This window comes from Streptomyces sp. NBC_01463, from assembly GCA_036227345.1.
GTDB lineage: Bacteria > Actinomycetota > Actinomycetes > Streptomycetales > Streptomycetaceae > Streptomyces.
The window spans coordinates 7,615,705-7,642,640 of record CP109468.1; the positions used below are offsets into that span (position 1 = coordinate 7,615,705).

Annotated in this window: 10 protein-coding genes; 9 read left to right on the forward strand and 1 reads right to left on the reverse strand. The window is 72.4% G+C overall.

The features are described from left to right. Positions 1 to 5 precede the first annotated feature (5 nt). Entirely contained in the window at positions 6 to 1,616 is a 1,611-nt protein-coding gene (locus tag OG521_33705) for an acyl-CoA carboxylase subunit beta (protein WUW25449.1), read from the reverse strand. A gap of 517 nt (positions 1,617 to 2,133) precedes the next feature. Here OG521_33705 and OG521_33710 point away from each other — a divergent pair. From OG521_33710 to OG521_33750, 9 genes are all read left to right on the forward strand, one after another. Then, positions 2,134 to 3,021, forward strand: coding sequence for an ACP S-malonyltransferase (locus OG521_33710; GenBank protein ID WUW26892.1), 888 nt, complete (start codon positions 2,134 to 2,136; stop codon positions 3,019 to 3,021). 315 nt (positions 3,022 to 3,336) lie between these two features. Next, positions 3,337 to 4,218, forward strand: coding sequence for a sugar phosphate isomerase/epimerase (locus OG521_33715; protein ID WUW25450.1), 882 nt, complete (start codon positions 3,337 to 3,339; stop codon positions 4,216 to 4,218). A gap of 49 nt (positions 4,219 to 4,267) precedes the next feature. Further along, the gene (locus tag OG521_33720) at positions 4,268 to 5,497 is read left to right on the forward strand and encodes a cytochrome P450 (GenBank protein WUW25451.1); all 1,230 of its coding nucleotides are present in this window, start codon (positions 4,268 to 4,270) and stop codon (positions 5,495 to 5,497) included. Between the two features lie 11 nt (positions 5,498 to 5,508). After that, a complete protein-coding gene (locus OG521_33725; protein ID WUW25452.1) occupies positions 5,509 to 5,703 on the forward strand; it encodes a ferredoxin in 195 nt (64 codons plus the stop codon). Between the two features lie 157 nt (positions 5,704 to 5,860). Beyond that, positions 5,861 to 7,396 carry an AMP-binding protein gene (locus tag OG521_33730; GenBank protein WUW25453.1) on the forward strand — a complete coding sequence of 512 codons (1,536 nt, stop codon included), beginning with the start codon at positions 5,861 to 5,863 and terminating at the stop codon, positions 7,394 to 7,396. After that, positions 7,393 to 8,655 carry a type III PLP-dependent enzyme gene (locus OG521_33735; protein WUW25454.1) on the forward strand — a complete coding sequence of 421 codons (1,263 nt, stop codon included), beginning with the start codon at positions 7,393 to 7,395 and terminating at the stop codon, positions 8,653 to 8,655. The genes OG521_33730 and OG521_33735 overlap by 4 nt, the downstream gene beginning before the upstream one ends. Continuing rightward, a complete protein-coding gene (locus OG521_33740; protein ID WUW25455.1) occupies positions 8,652 to 9,152 on the forward strand; it encodes a cobalamin-dependent protein in 501 nt (166 codons plus the stop codon). The genes OG521_33735 and OG521_33740 overlap by 4 nt, the downstream gene beginning before the upstream one ends. After that, the gene (locus OG521_33745; GenBank protein ID WUW25456.1) at positions 9,149 to 10,507 is read left to right on the forward strand and encodes a methylaspartate mutase; all 1,359 of its coding nucleotides are present in this window, start codon (positions 9,149 to 9,151) and stop codon (positions 10,505 to 10,507) included. The genes OG521_33740 and OG521_33745 overlap by 4 nt, the downstream gene beginning before the upstream one ends. 110 nt (positions 10,508 to 10,617) lie before the next feature. Next, the gene (locus OG521_33750; protein WUW25457.1) at positions 10,618 to 26,931 is read left to right on the forward strand and encodes a type I polyketide synthase; all 16,314 of its coding nucleotides are present in this window, start codon (positions 10,618 to 10,620) and stop codon (positions 26,929 to 26,931) included. Positions 26,932 to 26,936 lie beyond the last annotated feature (5 nt).

The following is a 26,936-nucleotide window of genomic DNA, read 5'->3' on the forward strand; positions in this document are numbered from 1 at the left end:
TAGGCTCAGGTCGGGGGATTGCCGTGCTTGCGGGCCGGTACGTGTGCGTCCTTGGTCCGCAGCATCGCCAGGGAGCGCACCAGTACCGCGCGGGTCTCGGCCGGATCGATCACGTCGTCGACCAGGCCGCGCTCAGCCGCGTAGTACGGGTGCATCAGTTCCTGCTGGTATTCCTTGATCCGCAGCTCGCGGGCCGCCGCAGGGTCCGGTGCGGCGGCGATCTCCCGGCGGAAGACGATGTTCGCGGCGCCCTCCGCGCCCATCACCGCGATTTCGTTGGTCGGCCATGCGAAGGACAGGTCGGTTCCGATGGAACGCGAGTCCATCACGATGTACGCCCCGCCGTATGCCTTGCGCAGGATGACCTGGACACGGGGGACGGTCGCGTCGCAGTAGGCGTAGAGCAGCTTCGCGCCGTGCCGGATGATGCCCTGGTGTTCCTGGTCGGTGCCCGGCAGGAAGCCCGGCACGTCGACCAGCGTGACCAGGGGGATGCTGAACGCGTCGCATGTCTGGACGAACCGTGCCGCCTTCTCCGATGCGTGGATGTCCAGCACCCCGGCCTGCGAAGCGGGCTGGTTGGCCACGATGCCGACCGTGTGGCCGTCCAGCCGGGCCAGCGCGCAGATGATGTTGGTGGCCCACTGCGCGTGGACCTCGAAGAAGTCCTCGTCGTCGACGATCTCCCGGATCACCGCACGCATGTCGTAGGACTGGTTGGCGTGTTGCGGCACCAGGTTCAGCAGTGCCTCGCACCGCCGGTCCGCGGGGTCATCGGTCGGCGCCTCGGGCGGGAGCTCGCGGTTGTTCGCGGGCAGCAGCGAGAGCAGGTGCCTGACCTCGTCCAGGCACTCCGCCTCGTCGTCGTACATGAAACCGGCCGCGCCGGAGACCGTCGCGTGGACCTGCGCCCCGCCGAGCTCCTCGTGCGTCACGCGTTCGTTGGTGACGGCCTGGACCACGTCGGGCCCGGTGATGTACATCTGTGAGATGTCCCGCACCGTGAAGACGAAATCGGTGAGTGCCGGAGAATAGGTGGCACCACCCGCGCAGGGCCCGAGGATCACGCTGATCTGCGGGATCACCCCGGACGCCCGGACATTGCGGCGGAAGATGCCGCCGTATCCGGCGAGCGCCATCACACCCTCCTGGATACGGGCACCGGCGCCGTCGCTCAGCCCCACCAGTGGGGCGCCGGCCGAGATCGCCAGGTCCATCACCTTGTGAATCTTCTGGGCGTGAGCCTCGCCCAGCGAGCCGCCGAAGACCCTGAAGTCATGCGCGTACGCGAACACCGTACGGCCGTGTACCTGGCCCCATCCGGTGATCACCCCATCCCCGCTCGGCCGCCGCTGCTCCAGGCCGAACCCTGAGGACCGGTGTCGTCGCAGGGGTTCCACTTCCTGGAACGTACCCGGGTCGAAGAGCAACTCCAGACGCTCGGGCGCGGTCAACTTGCCCCGGGCATGCTGCTGTTCCGTCGAACGCGGGCCCATACCCTCGCGCGCCGCCCTCTTCAGCTCCGCCGCCTGAGCCACCAGCGAACGCAGGTCCGGCCGGTGCTCTGCGGGAGTATCACCACCGCTGTCCGACGGGGCGTCCTGAATGACTGTCATGGTCCCACCCATCCACATGTCGACGGTGCGCGGTGGCTGCTCGCACCGGCGCAGGATTCGGATAACCGTCCCTCATTCAAGGCCCGTTGCGATCCCCGCGCCCGCCCCTAAGTTGTCCGGAGCCCCCCTAACCTCGCCCTTCCGGGTCCGAGAACCTCCGGCGCCGCGCGAGTCGCCACCACCTCGCCGCCCCGGCCGGGACCGGCACCCTTAGGGGCTCTACGGGGTATCGCACGATGGAAGCGAAGTGCCTTTGCGTCGCCCGGACGGCAACGTGCCGAGGGCCCAACATGACCGGATGTCAACGGAATTCGGACCCGCGAACCTTAGGGGTTTTGGCGGCAGCGGGCAGACCCCAGCCTGGATCCCGACCAGTTCGGAAACGAAGCCCCTCGGGCTGATCGCTCCTGAACGACGTGCTGAAGGGCAGGACACCATGAGACACGACTTCCGCACCGACGGTGCGCTGGTCTTCCCCGGCATGAGCCCCACACGCTTTCAGGATTCCGCCAAGTTCATGCTGATCAACCCGGTGGCCCGGCGGCTCGTCGCCGAGGCCGACGACGCGCTCGGCTACTCACTGGTCGACCGCTACCGCGACGCGGAGGGCGACTACAGCGAGTACGCGCAGGTCGCCTTCCTCGTCAACTGCCTGGCCCTCGCCACCTGGGCGCAGGACCGGTTCGATCCGGAACCCGCGCTCTGCGTCGGCCCCAGCTTCGGAGGAAAGACCGCGGCGGCCCACACCGGCGTCCTGGACTTCGCCGACGCGGTGCGCCTGACCGCCGGCTGGGCCAGGCTCCTGGACTCCTGGTTCGCCGAGAACCACCAGGACGTGGTCACGCACTCCTTCACCCGCGTCCCGCGCCCCGAACTCGACCGGGTGCTCGCCGAACTCGACGAGCTCGGTGAGTGGTACGAGATCGCCTGCCACGTCGACCAGGACTTCTACATGGTGTCGCTGCGCGAGACCGTGCTGGAGCGGCTCGGCAAGCGGCTGCGTTCGGTCGGTGGCCTGCCGCTGTACACGATGCGCCCGCCCATGCACGCGAGCATCTTCGAGCCCCTGCGCCGGCGGGCCGAGGAGGAACTCTTCGCCCCGCTGACCTTCCACGATCCCCGGATACCCGTCGTCGCCGACCAGGACGGCGCCCTGCTGACCACCGGCGACCAGGTCCGCACCATGCTGCTGGACGGCTTCGTCCGTCCGGTCCGCTGGCCCGCCGTCGTCGACGCCCTGCGCGGACACGGAGTCCGCAGGCTCTATGTCGCCGGGCCGGACAGCCTCTTCGGCCGGGTTCCCGTCACCACCGGGAACTTCGATGTCGTCGCGGTGGACCCGAGGACAGCCCTTCAGCCCGTCCGCCGGAACCTCGCTTCCCGATCCGGAAGCGAAGCGGCATGAGCGACGGGAGGTGTGACGTGGCAGCACCGTCGGTCACGGACAAGGGCCCCTATGACGTTGACGCGCCGGCGTGCGAGGGCGGGGACGGCCTGCACGTGCCGCTTCCCCTCGGCACGTTTGCCGTCGTGGAGCCGGTCGGGGGTCGGGAGGGTGCCAGGAGTGCCGCCTCCTGCGAATGGCCGGCGTAGACCCGGAAAAAGGTAGAGCCGCCTGACCGGGGGCCCGGTCGACCCGGCCCCGACGCACACACCCGGCGGGACGCGCCCAGGCCGGCGCCGCGCCCCCGCCGTCCCCACCAGGACCGGCCGCGGACTCATGAGCGAGAGGTACACCATGACCCTTCTGACCAGGACCGACCTGAGTTTCGCCTATCTGCAACTGACCGGGTCGGTCTGGCAGGAGCCCGTCCGGCACACGCTGGAGGAGCGCCTGGCGGCGCTGGCCGAGAACAACTGCGTCTCGATGGGCATGAGTGTCGAGGAGCTGGAGGCGTTCCTGGCCGACCAGTCGGCGGACAAGCTGCGCGGCCTGCTCACCGAGTACGGGGTCCGGCTGCACGAGCTGGAGGTCCTGTTCGGCTGGAACGCCGGGCCGGAGGAGAGCGGCCCCGCCCTGGAGTCGGAGAGTCGCCTGTTCGACCTGGCCGTCCTGGCCGGCATCCCCTCGGTCAAGTCCTGCGCCGTCTACCCGACGGGCGTGGAGATGCCCCCCACCGAAGTCCTCGCCGAGCGCTTCGGCGCGATGTGTGACCGTGCTGCCGCACGCGGGCTGAACATCTCCCTGGAAGCCATGGCCGTGATGCCCGGCTTCACCTACCAGGTCGCCTCCGACATCATCGTCGCCGCCGACCGTCCCAACGCCGGTCTGCTCATTGACATGTGGCACCTCTTCCGCGACCCGACGGGCGTCGGCTCGGTCGACCAGCTCAATGGTGCGCAGATCGCGGCCGTGGAGTTCGCGGACGCCCCGAGCACCCCGTCGCCCGATGTCATGAACGAGGTCCTCAGCGGCCGCCTGCTGCCCGGCGACGGCGACTGCGACATCACCGGGCTGCTGCGCACGCTGGACGCCAAGGGTGTCGACGTCACCCCGTCCGTGGAGGTCCTCTCCGCCGACCTGCGGGCGCTGCCGCTCAGCGAGAACATCGCCCGCACCGCCGCCGCCGTGCGCGCCTCCATCGAGAAGGCCCGTGGCTGAGAGCGCCGTCCCCTACCCACCGAGCGCAGAGACCTCTGGAGAAGGAACCATGTCCGATCTCGTCGACGCATGTCCGCACGCCCAGCCCCGCCCGTTCCCCCTGGAGCGCACCGGCTGCCCCCTGGACCCGGCACCGGAGTACGCGGTGCTGCGGGAGACCGAGCCGGTCTCCCGGGTCAAGCTCAAGTTCAACGGCCGTGAGGCATGGCTCCTCACCCGGTACGAGGACGTCCGGCAGATGCTGGTCGACCCGCGGTTCAGCTCCAACATGGCCGACCCCGGCTACCCGCTCCAATTCCACTTCCCCATGGAACTCCTCGGCAAGGTCAAGCCGGCCCTGCTCCACATGGACCCGCCGGAGCACACCGCGCACCGCATGATGCTCATGCCGGAACTCAGTGTGAAGCGCGTCGAGGCGATGCGGCCGCGTACCCAGGAGATCGTCGACGAATGCATCGACGCGATGCTGGATCAGGGCGGACCGGTGGACCTGGTGTCCATGCTGTCGATGCCCGTGCCGTCCATCGGCATGTGCGAGCTGACCGGCGTACCGCACGAGTCGCGCGACCTGTTCCACCGCTGGGTCACCCTCCTCGTCACCCAGGGCAGTGCCGAGGAGCACGCCTCGGCCAACGCCGAGGTCGAGGTGCTGCTCTACGAGCTGATCGCCGAGCGGCAGAAGAACCCCGGCGATGACCTGATCAGCAGCCTGCTCCAGCGCAACGACCAGAAGAAGGAACTGGAGCCGTCCGACATCAGCGCCCTGGTGCGGGCCATGATCGCCGCCGGTCACGAGAGCACCGTCAACGGCATCACCATCGGTGCCCTCGTCCTCCTCCAGCACCCCGAGCAGGCCGACTGGCTGCGCGCGCATCCCGAACTGTCGGGCCAGGCCGTTGACGAGCTGTCGCGCTACTCCAGCATCTCCGACCACGGCACCGTCCGTGTCGCGCTGGAGGACGCCGAGATCGGCGGCCAGCTGATCCGCAAGGGCGAGGGCGTCATCTGCTCGCTCTCCGCCTCCAACCACGACCCGGCGGTCTTCAAGGACCCCAACACCCTGGACCTGACCCGCCGCGAGGCGCGGCACAACGTGGCCTTCGGCTTCGGACGTCACCAGTGCGCGGGCCAGATGCTCGTCCGCATGCAGTTGGAGGTCGTGTTCACGACCCTGCTGCGTCGCATTCCCGGACTGCGCCTCGACGCGGCCCTGAACGAACTGCCCTTCAAGGCCAACGCCCTCATCGACGGCGTGCACGAGCTTCCGGTGACCTGGTAAAGGAGTTTTCCATGCGTGTGATCGTTGACAAAGAGCGTTGCGTCGCGGCCGGTTCCTGTGTGATCACGTCACCCGCCGTCTTCGATCAGAACGACGAGGACGGCAAGGTGGTCCTGCTGATCGAAACGCCGGACGACAGGCTGCGTGAGGAAGTCACGGAGTCCGTCAACGTCTGCCCGGTCGGGGCACTGAGCATCGCCGACTAGGTACTGGCCACCCCCCCCCGGACCCCGGGGCACGGACCCGCCCCCTCCGGGTCCGTGCCCCGGCCGCACCGCGACCACCCCACGCCCCTGAGAGCCGGCCCGCTCGCGCGACGACGCGGTCAGCTCGCCACCCACTCCCGAAAGCGACGTTGGAACCGTGGAGAATCCGAACACCACTTGCGCGCCGACGGCGCACGGGAACGGCGGGACGGTCCATTCCCTGCTCGACGCAGCGGTCGCGGACACCCCGGACGGGCAGTGCCTGCACGACACCGTCGGTCAGATGACGTTCCGTCAGATATCCGCACTCAGCCACGGCTTCGCCGCCTGGCTCACCGAACAGGGCGCGACACGCGGTGACCGGCTGGTCGTCCAGCTCCCCAGCCGCCGCGAGCTGGTGGCCATGGTCTACGGGGCCTCGCGCGCCGGTGTGATCCTGGTGCCGCTCAACCCCGCGATGAAGGAGTACCACCTCCGGTCCGTCATCGAGGACGCCGAACCCTCGCTGATCATCGGCGACGGCCCCACCACCGAGGTGCTCGGCCGGGCCGCCACCCTCCCCGTGCACGACCTCGCGGAGATATGGCCGCACGTGGAGGAGGCCGCGGGGCGACCGGCGCCCGCACCCCTCGACATCAGCGCCGACGACATCGCGTTCCTCGTCTACACCTCCGGCAGCACCGCCGCTCCCAAGGCCGTGGTGTGTCCGCACGCGCAGGTCACCTTCGCCTCCCGCGCCATCCAGCAGGTGCTCGGGTACCGGCCCGACGACGTCGTCTTCTGCCGCTTCCCGATCTCCTGGGACTACGGCCTGTACAAGGTGCTGCTCGCCTGTCTCGGACGGTCCCAACTGGTCCTGGACGGCGGCGAGTCCGACCTCGTACTGCTGCGGCGGATGCGCGAGACCGGCGCCACCGTGGTCCCCATCGTGCCGTCGCTGGCCACGATGATCGGCACCCTCGCCGCACGCGACTCCCAGGACCCGCCCCCGGTACGGATGTTCACCAACACCGGTGCCGCGCTGCCCGACCACGCGGTCGACGCGCTGCGCGAGGCCTTCCCCGGCGTACAGGTGGTCCGCCAGTTCGGCCAGACCGAGTGCAAACGCGTCAGTATCATGCCGCCGGACCAGGAGAACGAGCGTCCCCGGTCGGTGGGCCTGCCGCTGCCCGGCACCACCGTCCTGATCCTGGACGCGGAGGGCCGGGCCCTCCCGCCCGGGGAGACCGGCGAGATCGTCGCCGTGGGACCGCACGTCATGCCCGGCTACTGGCGCCGCCCCGAACTCTCGGCGCGCACCTTCCGCACCGACCCGGAGACCGGGGCGCTGCGGCTGCACACCGGCGACTACGGCCGGCTCGACGAGGACGGCTACCTCTACTTCGAAGGCCGCCGCGACGACATGTTCAAGCGCAAGGGCATCCGGATGAGCACGGTCGAGATCGAGGCCGCCGCCATGGACATCCCCGGTGTCCGCACCGCCACGGCGCTGCCGCCCACCGACACCCGCGACCTGGTCATCTTCGCCGAGACCGAACTGCCGCCCCACACCGTGCTGAAGGAACTGGCCGAGCGCCTGGAGTCGGCCAAGGTGCCCGCCCTGTGCCGGGTCCTGGACGAACTGCCGCTGAGCCTGCACGGGAAGAACGCCCGGCAGGTACTGACCGAGATGATCGACGGGGAAGGGCGATGAGCCGCTACCAGGCACTGGCCGAACGTTTCGGCACACCTCTGTACGTGTACGACCTCGACGAGGCCGACGCGGCACGGCAGCAGCTGTTCGAGGCCCTGCCCGAGGAGTTCACCCTCTTCTACGCGCTCAAGGCCAACCCCCACCCCGGCCTGGTCCGGGCTTTGCGGGAGGGCGAAGGCCGTCACTGCCGGCCCGAGATCAGCTCCACCGGCGAGCTGGAGGCCGCCCTCGCGGCCGGATTCCGCGGCGAGGACTGTCTCTACACCGGCCCCGGCAAGACGCCGGGCGAGCTCCACGAGGCGATCCGCCTGGGAGTCCGCGTCTTCTCCACCGACTCCGTCTCCGACGTCCGCCACGTGGCCGACGCCGCCCTGGCGCACGGCACCACCGCCGACTGCCTGCTGCGCGTCAACAGCGCGTCCGCCAGCGCCACCAGCAGCATCCGGATGACCGGCACCCCCTCCCAGTTCGGCTTCGACAGCGAGACACTGGCCGATGTCCTCCCGGAGCTGCGCACGATCGAGGGTGTCCGCATCACCGGGATGCACTTCTTCCCGCTGAGCAACGCCAAGGACGAGGAGAGCCTCGTCGGCGAGTTCCGGCACACCATCGAGCTGGCCGCCCGCCTCCAGGACGAACTCGGCCTTCCCCTGCGCTTCCTCGACATCGGCGGCGGGTTCACCGTGCCGTACGCCGTCCCCGGAGCCCGGGGCACGTACCCCAAGCTGCGCGGCGAGCTCGCCGCCGCACTGGACACCCACTTCCCGCGGTGGCGGACCGAGGGCCCCGAGATCGCCTGCGAATCGGGCCGCTACCTTGTCGGGGCGAGCGGCACCCTGGTCGCCTCCGTCAGCAACGTCAAGATCAGCCGGGGCCGCAAGTTCGTCATCCTCGACGCGGGCATCAACACCTTCGGCGGGATGTCGGGCCTCGGCCGGCTGCTGCCCGTCGCCGTCGGCACCGAATCGGGGGAGTGCGTCGAATCCGCCAGCCTGGTGGGCCCGTTGTGCACCCCCGGTGACATCCTGGGCCGGGAGATCGACCTCCCGGCACTGGCCCCGGGCGACCTGGTGACCATCCCCAACGCCGGCGCCTACGGGCCGACCGCCAGCCTGCTGATGTTCCTGGGCCGCCCGGCCCCCACCGAGGTGGTGGTGCGGGGCGACGAGGTGCTGTCCGTCTCGCGGATCGAGCACAGCCGGACCTACACGGCCGTGGACCGAGCGCCCGCGCACACCGCTGCGGGAGGGACCGCGTGAGCGCCGGACTGATGCACGGCGTCACGGACACAGTGACGTCCGCAGGCGCCCGGGCCGGCACCGCGGTCGTCACGACCATGGTCTCCGACTCGCACACCTGGAACCTCGTCTTCCTCCAGCTGCTCATCGAGGAGCTGGGCTACGAGGTGATCAATCTGGGCCCGTGCACCCCGGACAAGGTCCTCGTGGACGCCTGCCGGGAGACGGCCCCCGATCTCGTGGTGGTCAGCAGCGTCAACGGGCACGGCCACCAGGACGGTCTGCGCGTCATCGAGGCGCTGCGCGCCTGCGGTGAGCTGGCCTCGACGCCGGTGATCATCGGCGGCAAGCTCGGCGTGGCCGGGCAGCAGAGCGAGGCGGCGATCGGCGCGCTGCTGTCCGCCGGGTTCGACGCCGTCTTCGACGATGCCTCCACCACGCTGACGGAGTTCACCCGCTTCGTCGGCGCGCTGCCCGCGGCCGCCCGCGCCGTGGAGCGTACCGAGGTCGTGGCGTGAGACCGGGCGCGCACCCGCTCCGGCGGACGGCCGAGGGCGCGCGCCCGGTGGACTTCGGAGCCTTCGTCCGAGCGAGAAGCCGCACCGGCGACCTGGTGGTGCAGCCCCGCATGGGATTCAGCGACCCCGTCACCATGCGCGCGGGGCTGGCCGCCACCAGAGCCGCCGACGCGACGACGGTCGGCACGATCACCCTCGACAGCTACACGCGGGTCGGAGAACTGGCGTCCGTGGAGAACGCGCTGAAGGCCGGCGCCGGTCTCAACGGCTACCCCATCGTCACCCACCACCGGGCCGTGACCGGTCAGGTCCTCGCGGGCATCAGGGACGACACGTTCCCGGTCCAGGTCCGGCACGGATCGGCTGTTCCCGGGGACATCTTCGCCGCGCTGCGCAGCACCTGGATCAATGCCACCGAGGGAGGCCCCGTCTCCTACTGCCTCCCCTACGGACGTACTCCGCTGGACGAGTCGGTACGGAACTGGGTCCGCTGCACCGAGGATTTCGCACAGCTGCGGGAATCGGGAGTGGAACCTCATCTGGAGACGTTCGGCGGCTGCATGCTCGGGCAATTGTGCCCACCGAGCCAACTGGTGGCGATGAGTGTGCTCGAAGCGCTCTTCTTCTGCCAGCACGGTATACGCAGTGTGTCGCTCAGCTATGCCCAGCAGACCCACCCGGGACAGGACCGGGAGGCGGTCGCGGCTCTGCGGCGGCTCTGCGCCGAACTCCTTCCGACACCCAATTGGCACGTGGTGATCTACGCCTACATGGGCGTGTACCCGACCACGGACGAGGGCGCCTATCTGCTGCTCGACGAGGCGGCGCGGCTCGCTGTCGCCTCCGGATCGGAGCGGCTCATCGTGAAGACGGTGGCGGAGTCACGCCGGATCCCCACCGTCGCCGAGAACATCGCCGCCCTGGAGTCGGCGGCCCGGACCGCGCGGACGGCGGTCCCCGGCGGCCCGCCCTCCACCGAGTCCGACTCACAGACGTATCTGGAGGCCAGAGCCCTGGTGGAGGGCGTACTCGAACTGTCCCCGGACATCGGGCACGCCTTCGAATTCGCCTTCAGACAGGGGGTCCTGGACATCCCCTACTGCCTGCACCCGGACAACCACGGCCGGGCCCGCAGCTACATCGACGGCGACGGCCGGCTGCGCTGGGCGGGCATCGGGAGGCTGCCGCTGGCCGGGCTGGTCGGCCCTGCCCGCTCCCGCGACGTGACCTCGTCGGGGCTGATCGCCGACCTCTCCTACGTCCAACGGGCGTTCGACAGCAGAGCGGTGGAATCCAAAGGCGTCCGGGGCCGCGAGCGCGCGGAAATCGCGCCACCGGATTCCGGTTTCTCTTAGGGGGGCTCTAGGGGCTGTGTGCGGCCCCTCGGCTTCATAGCGTGACCCGCAGTGGTGCGGTTCCTTGGTGAATTCCGTCCGGTGACGGGCGACAATTGTGTGGAGTGCAGATGACTGAGTCGGGAAACTTCGTCTCTGGCACCGACGGTGTGCCGGACGGGGGCACAGAGCGGCAGGCCGCACTCGTGCGTGAGCTGGAATCCCTCCCCACCTCGGAACAGACCCGGGTGCTGCTGGACCTGGTGCGCGAGAACACCGCGGCCGTCCTGCGGCAGACCCGGCCGGACACCCCGCAGACCGTGGACCAGGCGCGCGCCTTCCGCGAGCTGGGGCTCGACTCCGTGGCACTGGTGGCCCTGCACGCCCGGCTGATCGCGGCCACCGGCCTCGCGCTGCCCCCTACCGTTGTCTTCGACCACCCCTCACCGGCCGCCCTCGCCGCTCATCTGCGCACAGAGGCCCTGGGGTTGCCCGACCTGCCCGACCCGGTCGTCGCGCCGGGCCACGCCACCGACGATCCGATCGCGGTCGTCGGCATCGGCTGCCGTTACCCCGGTGACGTGTGGTCGCCCGATGACCTGTGGCGGCTGGTCGCCGAAGGCACCCACGTCCGCGACGACTTCCCCGCCGACCGGGGCTGGGACCTCGGCCGTCTCTTCGACGACGACCCCACGACCCCTGGGACCACCTACGCCCGGCACGGCGGATTCCTCTCCGGCGCCGCCGAGTTCGACGCCGAGTTCTTCTCCATCAGCCCCCGCGAAGCCCTGGCCATGGACCCGCAGCAGCGTCTCGTGCTGGAGACCATGTGGGAAGCCGTGGAACGGGCCGGGATCGACGCGCAGACCCTGCGCTCCAGCCGGACCGGCGTCTTCGTCGCCGCGGAGCCTCAGGAGTACGCGATGCGCCTGCACGAGGCGCCGGACGGCCTGGACGGATATCTGCTCAGCGGCAACGCACCCAGCGTGGTGTCCGGCCGGGTCGCCTACACGCTCGGGCTGGAAGGCCCCGCGCTGACCGTCGACACCGCCTGCTCCGGCTCGCTGGTCGGCATCCACCTCGCCGTCCAGTCGCTGCGGCGCGGCGAGTGCTCCCTCGCCCTGGCCGGCGGGGTCGCCGTCATGGGGAGCCCCGGCGTGTTCACCGCGTTCAGCCGACAGCGCGGTCTCGCGGCCGACGGCACGGTCAAGGCGTTCGCCGCCGCAGCGGACGGCACCGCGTTCGCCGAAGGCGCCGGTGTGTTCGTCCTGGAACGCCTCTCCGACGCACGGGCCAACAACCACCCGGTCCTCGCCGTCGTACGCGGCACGGCCATCAACCAGGACGGCGCGTCCAACGGCCTGACCGCACCGAGCGGCCGGGCCCAGCGCCAGGTCATCCGCCAGGCACTCGCGGACGCCGGACTCACCGCGGCTGAGGTCGACGCCGTCGAGGCGCACGGCACCGGCACGACGCTCGGCGACCCCATCGAGGCCCAGGCGCTGCTCGCCACCTATGGGCAGGAACGCACCGCGGGGCCGGCCTGGCTCGGTTCGGTGAAGTCCAACATCGGGCACACCCAGGCGGCGGCGGGCTCGGCCGGACTGATCAAGATGATCATGGCGATGCGTCACGGTCTGCTGCCCGCGACGCTGCACGTGGACGCGCCCTCGCCCAACGTCGACTGGTCGGCGGGAGAGGTACGGCTGCTGACCGAACCCGTGCCGTGGCAACCGGGCGAGCGCCCCCGCCGGGCCGCCGTCTCCTCCTTCGGCGTCAGCGGCACCAACGCCCACATCGTCGTCGAGGAGCCGCCGGCCCAGGACGAGCAGGGCGACGCCGCGGACTCCGACGCACCGGACGAGGACGGCAGGCCGCTCCCGGCGGCTCTCTCCGCGAAGAGCGACGCCGCCCTGCGTGACCAGGCACGCCGCCTGCTGACCCACATCGAGAACACCCCGGGCGCCCGGCCGCTCGACCTCGCCCACTCCCTTGCGACCACCCGCTCCGCGCTGCCCCACCGTGCCGTGGTGCTCGCCGGGGACCGTGCGGGCCTCCTCGACGGACTGCGTGCCCTGGCGGACGGCCGCGACACCCCCGAAGTGTTCAGCTCGGTCTCCGCGAGCGGCGCCACCGCGTTCCTCTTCACCGGCCAGGGCAGCCAGCGCCTGGCCATGGGACGCCGTCTGTACGAGGCCTACCCCGTCTATGCCAAGGCCCTCGACAACGCCATCGGCTATCTCGACCTCCAGCTCGACCGCTCCCTCTGGGACGTCCTGTTCGCCGACGAGGACACCCCCGAGGCGGCCCTGCTGGACCACACCATGTACGCCCAGGCGGCGCTCTTCGCCGTCGAGGTCGCACTGTTCAGGCTGCTGGAGTCATGGGGCGTCCAGCCCGACTACGTGGCCGGGCACTCCATCGGTGAGCTGACCGCCGCCCATGTCGCCGGAGTGCTCTCCCTCGACGACGCCGCCACCCTCGTCGCCGCACGCGGCCGGCTGATGCAGGCACTGCCCGAGGGCGGCGCCATGATCGCCGTGGAGGCCGCCGAGGAGACGGTGGAGCCGCTTCTCGCCGACTGCCGCGACACCGTGAGCATCGCCGCGGTCAACGGCCCCCGTTCGGTCGTCCTGTCCGGCGACGAGGACACCGTCATCGCCCTCGCCGGGCGGCTGGAGGCCGACGGCCACCGCATCAAGCGGCTCCGGGTCAGCCATGCGTTCCACTCCCCGCTCATGGCGCCGATGCTCGAAGAGTTCCGGCAGGTCGCCCGGATCCTCACCTATCGCGCGCCCAAGCTGCCCGTGGTCTCCGCCCTCACCGGCCGGCTCGCCACCGCCGGTGAACTCACCGACCCCGAGCACTGGGTGCGGCACATCTGCGCGCCCGTACGCTTCCACGACGCCGTCGCCTCGCTCACCGAACGGGACGTCGCCACCTTCCTCGAACTCGGGCCCGACCCGGTGCTCTGCGCCATGGGCCGTGCCGCCGCCGACCCGTCCGCCGTCTTCGCGCCACTCCTGCGACGCGGGCACGACGAACCGCAGCAGGTGCTCGGCGCCCTGGCCGTCGCCCACACACGTGGCGCCCGCGTCGACTGGCAGGCCTTCTTCGCCGGGACCGGCGCCCGCCGCGTCGACCTGCCCACGTACGCCTTCCAGCGAGAGCGGTACTGGCTGAGCGCCCCCGACGCCGCCCAGGACGCGACCGACCTCGGCCAGATGGCCGCCGACCACCCCCTGCTGGGCGCGGTGGTGGGGCTCGCGGACACCGGCGGCGCCGTCCTCACCGGACGGGTCTCCCTGCGCTCGCACCCGTGGCTCGCCGACCACGTGATCGACGGCCATGTCCTGCTGCCCGGCACCGCGTTCGTCGACCTCGCGGTCCGGGCCGGTGAACAGACCGGCTGCGAACACCTGGACGAGCTCGTCATGGCGGCCCCGCTGACCCTGCCCGCCACGGGCGGCATCGCCCTCCAGATCGTGGTCGACGCCCCCGACCCCGCCGGTCCTCGCGCCATCACCTTCTACTCCCGCGACGAGGACGCCCCCGCCGATGCCCCGTGGATCCGTCACGCCACCGGCCGCCTCGCCCCCCAGGACCGCTCCGGGCAGCGGGCCGAGGAATTCGCGGCGGGCGCCTGGCCGCCCCCCGGCGCCGAGCCCATCGACATCAGCGGCCTCTACGCGGACCTGGCCGCGCAGGGCTACGGGTACGGCCCCGCCTTCCATGGGCTGCGAGCCGTCTGGAGGACCGGACAGGGCGAGGTGTGCGCGGAGGTCCGGCTGCCCGACACGGCCGGGGACGCCGTCTCCGCCTACGGACTCCACCCCGCGCTCCTCGACGCGGTCCTGCACGCCACCGACTTCGCCACGGTGGCACCCACCGACACCCCGGACGACCGCGTCCTGCTGCCCTTCGCCTGGACCGGAGTCACCCTGCACGCGGCCGGTGCCACCACGCTGCGGGCCCGCATCACCGCCACCGGCACCGACGAGGTCGCCATCGAACTGGCCGATGCCACCGGCGCCCCGGTGGCCTCCGTCGACTCGTTCCTCGTAAGGCCCGTCGCCACCGGCCAACTGGCCGCCACCGCCCACCCCGACGCGCTCCACCACGTCCGCTGGACCCCGCTGCCGGCACCCGCCGCCACCCGGCCGGACCCCGACGCCTCCGTCCACACCTGCCCCGCACCCGCAGGGCCCGACATCGCCGCCGACGTCCGGACCGTCCTCGGAACCACGCTGACGGCCGTACAGGACTGGATCGCCGACGAGCGGTCCGCCACCGCCCGGCTCACCGTCCTCACCCGGGGCGCGGTCGCCGCCGCCGCGGGGGAGCCGGCCGCACTCGCCCAGGCGCCGGTCTGGGGCCTGGTGCGCTCGGCCCAGGCCGAACACCCCGGCCGATTCCTCCTGCTGGACACCGACGGCTCCCTCGGCACGGACGAACTGCTGCGCCTCACCGCCGGCACGGACGAGCCCGAAATCGCGCTGCGCGAAGGCCTGTTGTACGTCCCGCGGCTGACCCGCACCACACAGGCACCGGCCCCCGTATCCCCCTGGCGCCCCGACGGCACCGTCCTGATCACCGGCGGCACCGGCGGCGTCGGTGCCACGGTCGCCCGGCACCTGGTCGCGGCGCACGGAGTACGTGGACTCCTGCTCACCGGCCGCCGGGGTGCGGACGCCCCCGGTGCCGAGGAGCTCCGGGCCGAGCTGACCGCGCTGGGCGCCGAGGTCGTGATCGCCGCCTGTGACGCCGCCGACCGCGACGCGATGGCCGGTGCCCTGGCCGCCGTACCGGACGGGCTGCCGCTGAGTGCCGTGGTGCACGCGGCGGGTGTGCTGGACGACGGCCTGGCCGACTCCCTTGACGATGCCCGCCTGGACACCGTCCTGCGGCCCAAGGCCGACGGCGCCTGGAATCTGCACGAACTCACCCGCGACAGCGACCTGTCGGCCTTCGTCCTGTTCTCCTCCACCGCCACCGTCCTGGACGGCGCCGGACAGGGCAACTACGCCGCCGCCAATGTCTTCCTCGACGCCCTCGCCACCCACCGCGCCGCCCTCGGACTCCCCGCGACCTCGCTCGCCTGGGGGCTGTGGACCGGCACCGGCGGCATGGGCGGCGGCCTCGACGAGGCCGCGCTGCGGCGCATCGAACGCCTCGGTCTCCAGCCCCTGTCCGTCGCGGAGAACCTCGCTCTGCTCGACCGTGCGGCGGCCACCGCGGGCCACCCGGCCGTCCTGCCCGTACGGCTGAACCTGCGCATGCTCAACGCCCGCGGCGGTGACGTCCCGCCCTTGCTCCGCGCCCTGGTCCGTGCGCCGCGCCGCGCCGTGGGAGGGGGCGGGGTCAGCGTCGAGCAGTCCCTCGCGCGCAGCCTGGCCGGCCTGACCCGTGCGCAGCGCGGCGAGGCCCTCCTCGATCTGGTCCGTACCCAGGTGGCCGCGGTCCTCGGGCACGACGGACCCGATCGTGTCGTCACCACGCGGGCCTTCAACGAAATGGGCTTCGACTCGCTGGCGGCCGTCGAACTCCGCAACCGCCTCGGCTCCGCCACGGGTCTGCCCCTGACGGCCACGCTCGTCTTCGACTACCCCTCGCCCGGTTCCCTCGCCGACCACCTGGCCTCCAGGCTCGGCGGCGACGCGGAACGGCAGGCCGGCCTGCCCGTCCCGGCCGCCACCACCGTCTCCGACGACGACCCCATCGCCATCGTCTCCATGGCCTGCCGCTACCCCGGCGGAGTGACCTCGCCCGAGGACCTGTGGCAGCTCGTCGAGGAGGGGCGCGATGTCGTCTCGGCGTTCCCCGCCGACCGCGGCTGGGCCACCGACATCCACGACACCGTGCCCGGCACGCCGGGCAAGAGCCTCACCGATCAGGGCGGATTCCTCTACGGGGCGGCGGACTTCGACGCCGAGTTCTTCGGTATCAGCCCCCGTGAGGCCCAGGCCATGGACCCGCAGCAGCGACTGCTGCTGGAGATCGCCTGGGAGACCGTCGAACGCGCGGGCATCGACCCGCACACCCTGCGCGGCAGCGACACCGGTGTCTTCGCCGGCGTGATGTACCACGACTGGGGACTGCGGCTCGGCCCGCTGCCCGAGCACGTGGCCGGCTACCACGGCAACGGAAGCCTCGCCAGCGTGGTGTCCGGACGGGTCGCCTACACCTTGGGCGTCGAAGGCCCCGCGGTCACCGTCGACACCGCCTGCTCCTCCTCCCTCGTCGCCCTGCACTGGGCCGCCCAGGCCCTGCGCCGCGGCGACTGCGGCCTCGCCCTCGCGGGCGGTGTCACCGTCATGTCCACCCCCGACACCTTCGTCGACATGAGCCGGCAGCGCGGCCTGGCGGCTGACGGGCGGTGCAAGTCGTTCGGCAGCGGCGCCGACGGCACCGGCTGGGGCGAGGGCGTCGGCATGCTCCTGCTGGAGCGGCTCTCGGACGCCGAGCGCAACGGCCACCGGGTCCTCGGCATCGTCCGCGGCTCTGCCGTCAACTCCGACGGAGCCTCCAACGGCCTCACCGCGCCCAACGGTCCGGCCCAACAACGCGTCATCCGGCGTGCGTTGAACGTGGCGGGCCTGACCCCGGCCGACGTCGACGCCGTCGAGGGCCATGGCACCGGCACCGTTCTCGGCGACCCGATCGAGGCCCAGGCGCTGCTGGAGACCTACGGTCAGGAACGCCCGTCGGACGGCCGCCCCCTGCTGCTCGGCTCCATCAAGTCCAACATGGGCCACACCCAGGCGGCGGCCGGTGTGGCGGGCATCATCAAGATGGTGCAGGCGATGCGTCACGGCACCCTGCCCGCGACCCTGCACGCCGACGAGCCGTCACCGCAGGTGGACTGGGACTCCGGCGCCGTCGCGCTGCTGACCGGGCCCACCGCCTGGCCGGCGCACGGCCGTCCGCGTCGCGCCGGGGTGTCGTCGTTCGGGATCAGCGGCACCAACGCCCACGTGATCATCGAGGAGCCGCCTGCCGTCACCACCACGCCGGACGAGCCCGAGCCGGCCGCGCCCACCCCCGGCCTGATCACCTGGCCGTTCTCGGCGAGGACCCCGGACGCGTTGAACGCCCAGGCGGCGCGGCTGCTCGACCACCTCGCGTCCGTCCCCGACGACACCCTCGCCGCGACGGGCCACGCCCTCGCGACGACCCGCGCCGCCCTGGACCACCGGGCCGTGGCGATCGGCGCCGACCGCACCGAACTCGTCGCCGCACTGGAGGCGTTGGCCTCCGGCGCCGGGACGGTACGGGACGCGGTGAGCGAGGGCAGGGCCGCGTTCCTGTTCACGGGTCAGGGTGCGCAGCGGCTGGGGATGGGCCGGGGGTTGTATGAGGCGTATCCGGTGTTCGCGGCGGCGTTCGATGAGGTCGTGGGCGAACTGGACGCCCGGCTGGGGCGTTCACTCCGTGAGGTGGTGTGGGGTGAGGATGCGGGTCTGCTGAACGGGACGATGTTCGCCCAGGCCGGTCTGTTCGCGGTGGAGACCGCGCTGTTCCGGCTGCTGGAGTCCTGGGGCATGCGTCCGGACTTCCTGGTGGGCCATTCGGTCGGCGAGATCACGGCCGCCCACGTGTCCGGCGCCCTGCCCCTGGGCGACGCGGCCGAACTGGTCGTCGCTCGGGGACGGCTGATGCAGGCGTTGCCCGCCGGCGGGTCGATGGTGGCCGTGGAGGCGACGGAGGCCGAGGTGCTTGCGCTGCTGAACGCCGAGGTGGGCGTCGCGGCCGTCAACGGGCCGCGTTCCGTGGTCGTCTCCGGCACGGAGGCGGCGGTGCGCGGGCTCGTTGCGACGTTCGAGGGCCAGGGCCGCAGGACGAGCACGCTGCGGGTGTCGCACGCCTTCCACTCGCCGTTGATGGAACCGATGCTGGCCGAATTCGGCGCCGCGGTGGCCGGGCTGTCGTTCGGCGCACCGTCGATCCCGGTGGTGTCGGGTGTGTCCGGGGACCTGGCGGAAGGATGGGGCACCGCGGACTACTGGGTGCGGCACGTCCGTGAAGCGGTGCGTTTCGCGGACGCGGTCCGGTTCCTGGAGGACCGCGGCGTCACCTCGTACATCGAGATCGGCCCGGACGCCGTGCTCAGCGGCATGGCGCAGGACTGTGTCCAGGACACGGACGGGACGGCGTTCATCCCCGCGCTGCGACGGAACCGGCCCGAGGCACGCGAACTCCTGACCGCCGCCGGCAGAGCCCATACGCGCGGTGTCACCGTCGACCGGAACGCCTTCTTCGGCGCCCGCGGCACCGGCCTGAGTCCGGACCTGCCCACCTACGCCTTCCAGCACCAGCGCTACTGGCTCGACCTGGCCGCCGCCCCCGGCGACCTCGACGCGGCCGGTCTGGAAGCGGTCACCCACCCCCTGCTGAGCGCCGCCGTGGCGACGCCGGACGACGGGGGCGTCGTCCTCACCGGGCGGCTCGCCACCGGCACCCAGCCGTGGCTCGCGGACCACGGCGTGCTGGGCAGTGTGCTGCTGCCGGGCACCGGTTTCGTGGAGCTGGCGATCCGGGCGGGCGACCACGTCGGCTGCGGCCGGATCGAGGAACTGCTCCTCGAAGCCCCGCTGATACTGCCGCCCCGGGGCGGCGTCGCCCTGCGAGTCGTCGTCGGCGCCCCGGACCCCTCCGGGGCCCGCACGGTCGGCATCCACTCGCGCGCGTCCTCGGACCCCGCCGCCCCGTGGACCCGGCATGCCCACGGCACCCTGACCCGCGAAGCTCCCGAAGCCGCCTTCGACCTCACTCAGTGGCCGCCGGCCGGCGCCACCCCGGTCGACGTCGAGTCCGCCTACGGGCGGCTGAGCGAGCGCGGCTACGCCTACGGCCCCGCCTTCCAGGGCCTGCGCGCGGCGTGGCGGCGCGGCGACGACGTGTTCGCCGAGGTCGCACTCGACGGTCCGGCCCGCGACGAGGCGGCGGACTTCGGCCTGCACCCCGCCCTCCTCGACGCGGCCATGCACGCCGACCTGCTGACGGACCCGGCCGACGACGCGGCCACTCTGCTGCCCTTCTCCTGGAACGGCGTCACCCTGCACGCCGCCGGGACCGCCTCGCTACGCGTCCACATCCAGCGGATACGCGGCGACGAGGTGTCCGCCATCATGGTCGCCGACGAGAGCGGCGCACCGGTGGCCACGGTCGAGTCGCTCGTCTCCCGCCCCGTCGCGCCGGAGCAGCTGGCGGCAGCCTCGGGGGCGCCGTCCGCAGCCCTCCACCGGATCGTCTGGCAGCGGGCGGAGCCGGGCGCGGAGGACCTCGGCCGCACCCCCGCGCACACCGTCCTGCACTGCCCGGCGGCGCCCGACGGCCAGAGCGTCCCGGACGCCGTGCGCACCCTCACCCGGCAGGTGCTCGGTGAGATACGCGACCGGCTCGCCGACCCCGAAGCGGGCACCGCCCCCCTCGTCGTCGTCACCCGGCGCGCCGTGCCCGTGCTCCCCGGCGAGGACGTGGACCCCGCCCAGGCCCCTGTATGGGGACTGGTACGCGCCGCACAGGCCGAGAACCCCGGCCGGTTCCACCTCCTCGACATCGAGGACGAGTCCGGCGCGACCCAGGCCGCTCTCACCGCCGTGATCGCGTCCGGCGAGCCCGAATCCGCCCTGCGCGGCGGCGAGTCGTGGATACCGCGGCTGGGACGCGCCACTGCCCCGGAGACCGCACGGCCCGCCCCGTGGGACACCGACGGCACGGTCCTGATCACCGGAGGCACCAGCGGCCTCGGCGCACTCGTCGCACGCCACCTCGTCACCGAGCACGGCGTGCGCCACCTCCTCCTGGCCGGCCGGCGCGGGACGGACACACCCGGTGCCGAGGCACTGGCCACCGAGCTGACAGGCCTCGGCGCCCAGGTCCGGATCGCCGCCTGCGATGTGGCCGACCGCGACGCCCTGGCCGCCCTGCTCGCCGGGATCGACGCCGCACACCCGCTGCGCGGCGTCGTCCACGCGGCGGCGGTCGCCGACGGCGGCCTGATCGGCAGCCTCACCCCCGATCGGTTCGACGCCGTTCTCCGCCCCAAGGCGGTAGGAGCCTGGCACCTGCACGAACTGACCAGGGACACCGACCTCACCGCTTTCGTCATGTTCTCCTCGGCCGGCGGCCTCGTCCTGGCAGCCGGACAGGCCGACTACGCGGCGGCCAACGTCTTCCTCGACGCGCTTGCCACCCACCGCGCGGCGGCCGGCCTCCCCGCGACATCGATCGCCTTCGGCATGTGGGACGTCAGCACCGGACTCGGCGGCGACCTCACCGAAGCCGATCTGGACCGGATGCGCCGCCTCGGCCTGCCGGCTCTCGACGCCGACCGTGGCCTTGAGCTCTTCGACGCCGCCCTCGTCACCGAGGACCCCGTCGTCGTCCCCCTCACCATCGACGCGGCCGCGCTCGCCGCCCGCAGCGACGAGGTGCCCGCACTGCTGCGCGTCCGCGGCCGCGCTCCCGCCCGCCGGACCGTCCGGGCGGCGGCCACCGCCGCCTCCTCCCTCGACCGCCGCCTGGCCGGTGCGACGACCCCGGACGAGAGGGCCCGCATCCTGCTCGACACGGTCCGCACCCAGGTGGCCTCCGTCCTCGGCCAGCCCTCCGCCGAGGCGGTCGGACCCGACACCGCCTTCCGCGACCAGGGGTTCGACTCCCTGGCCGCAGTGGAGCTGCGCAACCTGCTGGCCGGTTCCACCGGGCTGCGACTGCCGGCGACGCTGGTCTTCGACTATCCGAACTCCCGTGCGGTTGCCGGATACCTCGACACCCTGCTCACTGGCACGACCACCACGACGGCCCCCGTCGCCGCCCCGCACGCGGCCCTGGACGACGACCCGATCGCGGTGGTGGCGATCAGCTGCCGCTTCCCCGGAGGCGTGCGCTCCCCGGAGGCCCTGTGGGACCTCGTCGCCGACGGCGTCGACGCCATCGGCGACTTCCCCGCCGACCGCGGCTGGGACGCCGACGCCCTCTACGACCCCGAGCCCGGTCTCCCCGGCCGCACCTACGTGCGCGAAGGCGGATTCCTCTACGACGCGGCGGAGTTCGACCCCGAGTTCTTCGGCATCATGCCCCGCGAAGCCCTGGCGATGGACCCGCAGCAGCGGCTGCTGCTCCAGTCGGCCTGGGAGACCTTCGAACGCGCCGGCATCGACCCGGAGACACTGCGCGGCAGCCAGACGGGCGTGTACGCCGGTGTGATGTACCACGAGTACGGCAGCCGGGTCACCGACGTCCCCGACGACCTGGCCGGATACCTCGGCAACGGCAGCGCGGGCAGTATCGCCTCCGGCCGTGTCGCCTACGCACTGGGCCTCGAAGGGCCCGCCGTCACGGTCGACACCGCATGCTCCTCCTCCCTGGTCAGCCTTCACATGGCCTGCCAGGCACTGCGCGCCGGCGAGATCGACCTCGCCCTGGCAGGCGGCGTCACCGTCATGCCGACCCCGGAGATCTTCGTCGACTTCAGCCGGCAGCGCGGCCTCGCGGCCGACGGGCGCTCCAAGGCGTTCGCGGGCGCGGCGGACGGCACGAGCTGGGCCGAAGGCGTCGGCCTCCTGCTGGTGGAGCGCCTCTCCGACGCCCGCCGCAACGGGCACCCCGTCCTCGCCGTGGTCCGGGGAAGCGCCATCAACCAGGACGGCGCCTCCAACGGACTGACCGCCCCCAACGGCCCCTCCCAGCAACGCGTCATCCGCAAGGCCCTGTCGGCGGCGGGCCTCGCCCCCTCCGACGTGGACGCCGTGGAGGGACACGGCACGGGCACCCGGCTGGGCGACCCGATCGAGGCGCAGGCCCTGCTGGCCACGTACGGCCAGGACCGTCCCGCGGACCGCCCGCTCTGGCTCGGCTCCGTCAAGTCGAACATCGGGCACGCCCAGGCCGCCGCCGGTGTCAGCGGAGTCATCAAGATGGTGATGGCGCTGCGCAACGGACTGCTGCCCCGGACCCTGCACGTCGACGAGCCGTCCCCGCAGGTGGACTGGGAGGCCGGCGGCGTACGGCTGCTGACCGAGCCGGTCGCCTGGGAGGCGCAGGACCGGCCCCGACGCGCAGGAGTCTCCTCCTTCGGGCTCAGCGGCACCAACGCCCACGTCATCATCGAGGAGGCACCGGCGGCCGAGGAGGCCGGACCGGACGGCACCACTGTCCCCGCCGGACCGCTGCCCGTCGTACCGCTCCCGCTGTCCGCACGGAGCGCCACGGCGCTCACGGAGCAGGCGGGCCGCCTCCTCGCCCATGTGGAGGCGCACCCGGACGAGTCGCTGATGGACCTGGGGCACTCGCTGGCGACGACGCGCGCGGTGCTGGATCACCGTGCGGTGGTGCTGGCCGCGGATCGCGAGGCGGCGGTGCGTGCGCTGTCCGATCTGGTGGCCGGTCACGAGAGTGCGGATGTCGTCACCTCGGCCGGTTCCTCCACCGAGGGTCTGACGGCGTTCCTGTTCACGGGTCAGGGCGCGCAGCGGCTCGGCATGGGCCGGGAGCTGTACGAGGCGTTCCCGGTGTTCGCCGAGGCGTTCGACGCGGTGGTCTCCGAACTGGATGCCCGGCTGGGCCGTTCGTTGCGTGAGGTGGTGTGGGGTGAGGACGCCGGCCTGTTGAACGGGACGATGTTCGCCCAGGCGGGACTGTTCGCGGTCGAGACGGCGCTGTTCCGCCTGGTGGAGTCGTGGGGCATACGGGCCGATGTGGTGGCGGGGCACTCGATCGGTGAGATCGCCGCCGCGCATGTGGCGGGTGTGCTGCCGCTGACGGACGCAGCCGAACTCGTGGTTGCGCGCGGTCGGTTGATGCAGGCACTGCCCTCCGGCGGAGTGATGGTCGCGGTGGCCGCGTCGGAGGCGGAAGTGCTTCCGCTGCTGAGCGGCGACGTGGGGCTGGCGGCGGTGAACGGTCCGTCGGCCGTGGTGGTGTCGGGCGCGGAGAAGGAGACCCTCGCGGTCGCGGAGCACTTCACCGCACTGGGCCGCCGGACGAAGCGGCTGGCGGTGTCGCATGCCTTCCACTCACCGCTCATGGAGCCCATGCTCGACGCCTTCCGAAAGGTCGCCGAGACACTCTCGTACGCCGCACCCTCGATACGCGTCGTGTCCCACGTGACCGGAACCGAGGCGACCGCGGAGCAACTGACCTCGCCCGAGTACTGGGTGCGCCACGTCCGCGAGGCCGTCCGGTTCGCCGACGGCATCGCCCACCTCGCGGACCACGGCGTCACCCGCTTTGTGGAACTCGGCCCGGACGCAGTGCTCTCCGCACTCACAGAGGCCGTCGCACCGGTCACGTCCGACACCCTCACCGTGCCCGTCCTGCGCAAGGGCCGGCCCGAGGTGTCCACCCTGCTCACCGCCCTCGCCCGGCTGCACGTCGCCGGACCCCGCGTCGGCTGGCCGGACGTCCTCGACGGTCGCGGTGCCCGCAGGGTCGAACTGCCCACGTACGCCTTCGGCCGGACCACGTACTGGCTCGACGCCCCCGATCCGGTCGGCGGTGATGTGACCGGCCTCGGCCAGACCGCGGCCGCGCATCCGCTGCTCAGCGCCGTGGTCGCCTCCCCGGAGGCCGGCGGCGTCGTGCTCACCGGGCGCCTCTCCGTCCGCACCCACCCCTGGCTCGCCGACCACGACGTCCTCGGAACCGTGCTGCTGCCCGGCACCGGCTACATCGAACTCGCCATCCGGGCCGGTGAGGAGGTCGGCTGCGAGGTGGTGGAGGAACTCACCATCGAGGCACTGATGCCGCTCCCGCCCCACGGCGGGCTCGCCGTCCAGGTCGTCGTCGACGCCCCGGACGCGGGCGGACGCTGCTCACTCGCCGTCTACTCCCGGGCCGACGACGCCCCGGCCGGCACCCCCTGGAGCAAGCACGCCAGCGGCGTACTCGCCCCGGGGACCGGACAGACGCCGCCTGCCGGCACCTTCGCCCCCGCCCCGGCCGACTGGCCGCCCACGGGCGCGACCGAGGTCGACATCTCCGGTGTGTACGACTACCTCACCGGCCAGGGCTACGGCTACGGACCCATGTTCCGGGGCCTGCGCGGCATCTGGTCCCGGGGCAAGGAGACGTTCGCGGAGGTGTCCTTGCCGGAGGACTCCCTGGACGTCGGCAAGGAATTCCGGCTCCACCCCTCCATCCTCGACGCGGCGCTGAGCGCCACCGACTTCATGGACGGCCGCCGCCCCCAGGACGTCGGAGGCACCCAGCTGCCGTTCGCATGGTCCGGCGTCACCCTGCACGCCGCCGGGTCCTCGCGGCTGCGGGTGCGTATCACCGCCGTCGAATCCCACCGGTCACAGGGGTCCGACGCGGTACGACTCGAACTCACCGACCCCACGGGCACCCCGGTCGCCACGATCGACTCGCTCGTGGTCCGCCCCGTCACCGCGGCCAAGGTCAACGCGGCCGCCGCGGCGGGAGGCGGCGAACACGAGGCCGTCTTCCAGCTGGTCACCCAGCAACTGCCTCTCGGCGCGGCCGTCGCCGCGGCCACGGACCGCTGGGCCGTGCTCGGCGGCACTCCCGCCGCCGGCCCCGGCACTGCCTACAGCGACCTCTCCGCACTCGGCGCCGCGCTGACGGACGGCGCCCCGGCCCCCGACGTCGTCCTCCTGCCCGTACCCCGGGCCACGGATCACGACGACATCCCGGCGGCCGTCCGCTCCGTCACCGGCCAGGTCCTCGACACGCTCCAGTCCTGGCTGGCGGACGAGCGGTACGCCCGGTCCCGCCTCATGGTGGTCACCCGTGACGCCCTTCCCGTCGAGGAGGCCGACACCGCCGTGGACCTCGTCCAGGCACCGGTATGGGGACTGATACGGGCAGCCCAGGAGGAGTACCCCGGCCGGTTCGTCCTCGTCGACACCGACGGCACCCCCACGGCCCGCGAGTCACTGCCCGCCGTGGCCGCGTCCGGCGAACCCGAGGCGATCCTGCGCGGCGCCGAGGTGCGGATACCCCGACTGGCCAGGGTTCCGGCGAAGACGCCTTCGTCGGCCCTGCCCTGGGACGCCGAGGGAACCGTGCTGATCACCGGAGGCACCAGCGGCCTCGGTGCCGTCGTCGCCCGCCACCTGGTCGAACGGCACGGCGTGCGCCACCTCCTGCTCGCCGGTCGACGGGGCCATGACGCACCCGGCGTCACCGAACTCCGTGACGCCCTGCACGGACTCGGCGCCCGCGTCACCCTCGCGGCCTGCGACACGTCCGACCGTGCGGCGGTCGACGCCATGCTGACCGCGATACCCGCCGCCCATCCGCTGACGGCGGTGGTCCACGCGGCCGCGGTCATGGACAACGCCCTGCTGGCAGCCCTCACCCCCGCACAGGTCGACACGGTGATGCGGCCCAAGGTGGACGCGGCCTGGAACCTGCACGAGGCGACCCGCGGTCTGGACCTGAAGGCGTTCGTCCTCTTCTCCTCCTGCGCCGGACTCGTCGTCGGCATCGGCCAGGGCAACTACGCCGCCGCCAACCGCTTCCTGGACGCCCTCGCCACCCACCGACGGGCGGCCGGACTCCCGGCGACGTCCCTGGCGTTCGGCCTCTGGGAGACCAGGACCGGTCTCGGGGGCGGCGTCACCCACGCCGACCTGCGGCGCATGCGCACCATGGGCATGCCGGCGCTGCCGACGGCCGAGGGCCTCGCCCTCCTCGACGAGGCCCTGGAGATCGACCGGCCGGTACTCGTGCCGATCCGGGTGGAACGCGACCGCCAGGCCACGACCGAACCGCCGCACCTGCTGAAGGACGTGCTCGGCGCACCGGAACGGCCCGCCGCCCGCAAGGAGGTACGGGCGCCCGCCGTCACCGCGATGGCCGCGCCCGCTGCCGAACTCACCCTGGAGCAGAGGCTGTCCGGTATGAAGGCGGCCGAACGCCGCCGCACGGTGCTCGACGTCGTACGCGAGCAGGTCGCCGGAGTCAGCCACAGCGTCCCCACCACCATCGACGTCTCCAAGGGCTTCACCGAGCTCGGCCTCGACTCGCTCGCCGCCATCGATCTCCGCAACCGGCTCCAGAAGGCCACCGGACTCCGACTGCCGGCCACCCTCATGTTCGACTACCCCAGCCCCGCGGTGCTGGCCGACTTCCTCCTCGACGAACTCCCGCCGGGACTCGATGAGAACACCCCCGACGAACCCGCCGACACCGCCCCCGCGCAGAGCGGGCCGGGGGCCGCGGAGACCGACGCGTCCATCCGGCAGACGCTCGCGGACATCCCGGTCGACGCACTGAGGGAGTCCGGCCTGCTGGACGCGCTGCTGAACCTGGCCGCCCGACCCGCGGCACCCGCACCCACCACTGAATCCGGCCCGCGCACCCCGCAGGGCGAGACCGCACAGGCCGGCGAAGCGATCAGGACCATGGACGTCGACGACCTGGTGCGCGCCGCGCTCGCGTCCGCCGACCCGACCCGGAACCCGAGCGAGGGCTGAGGACA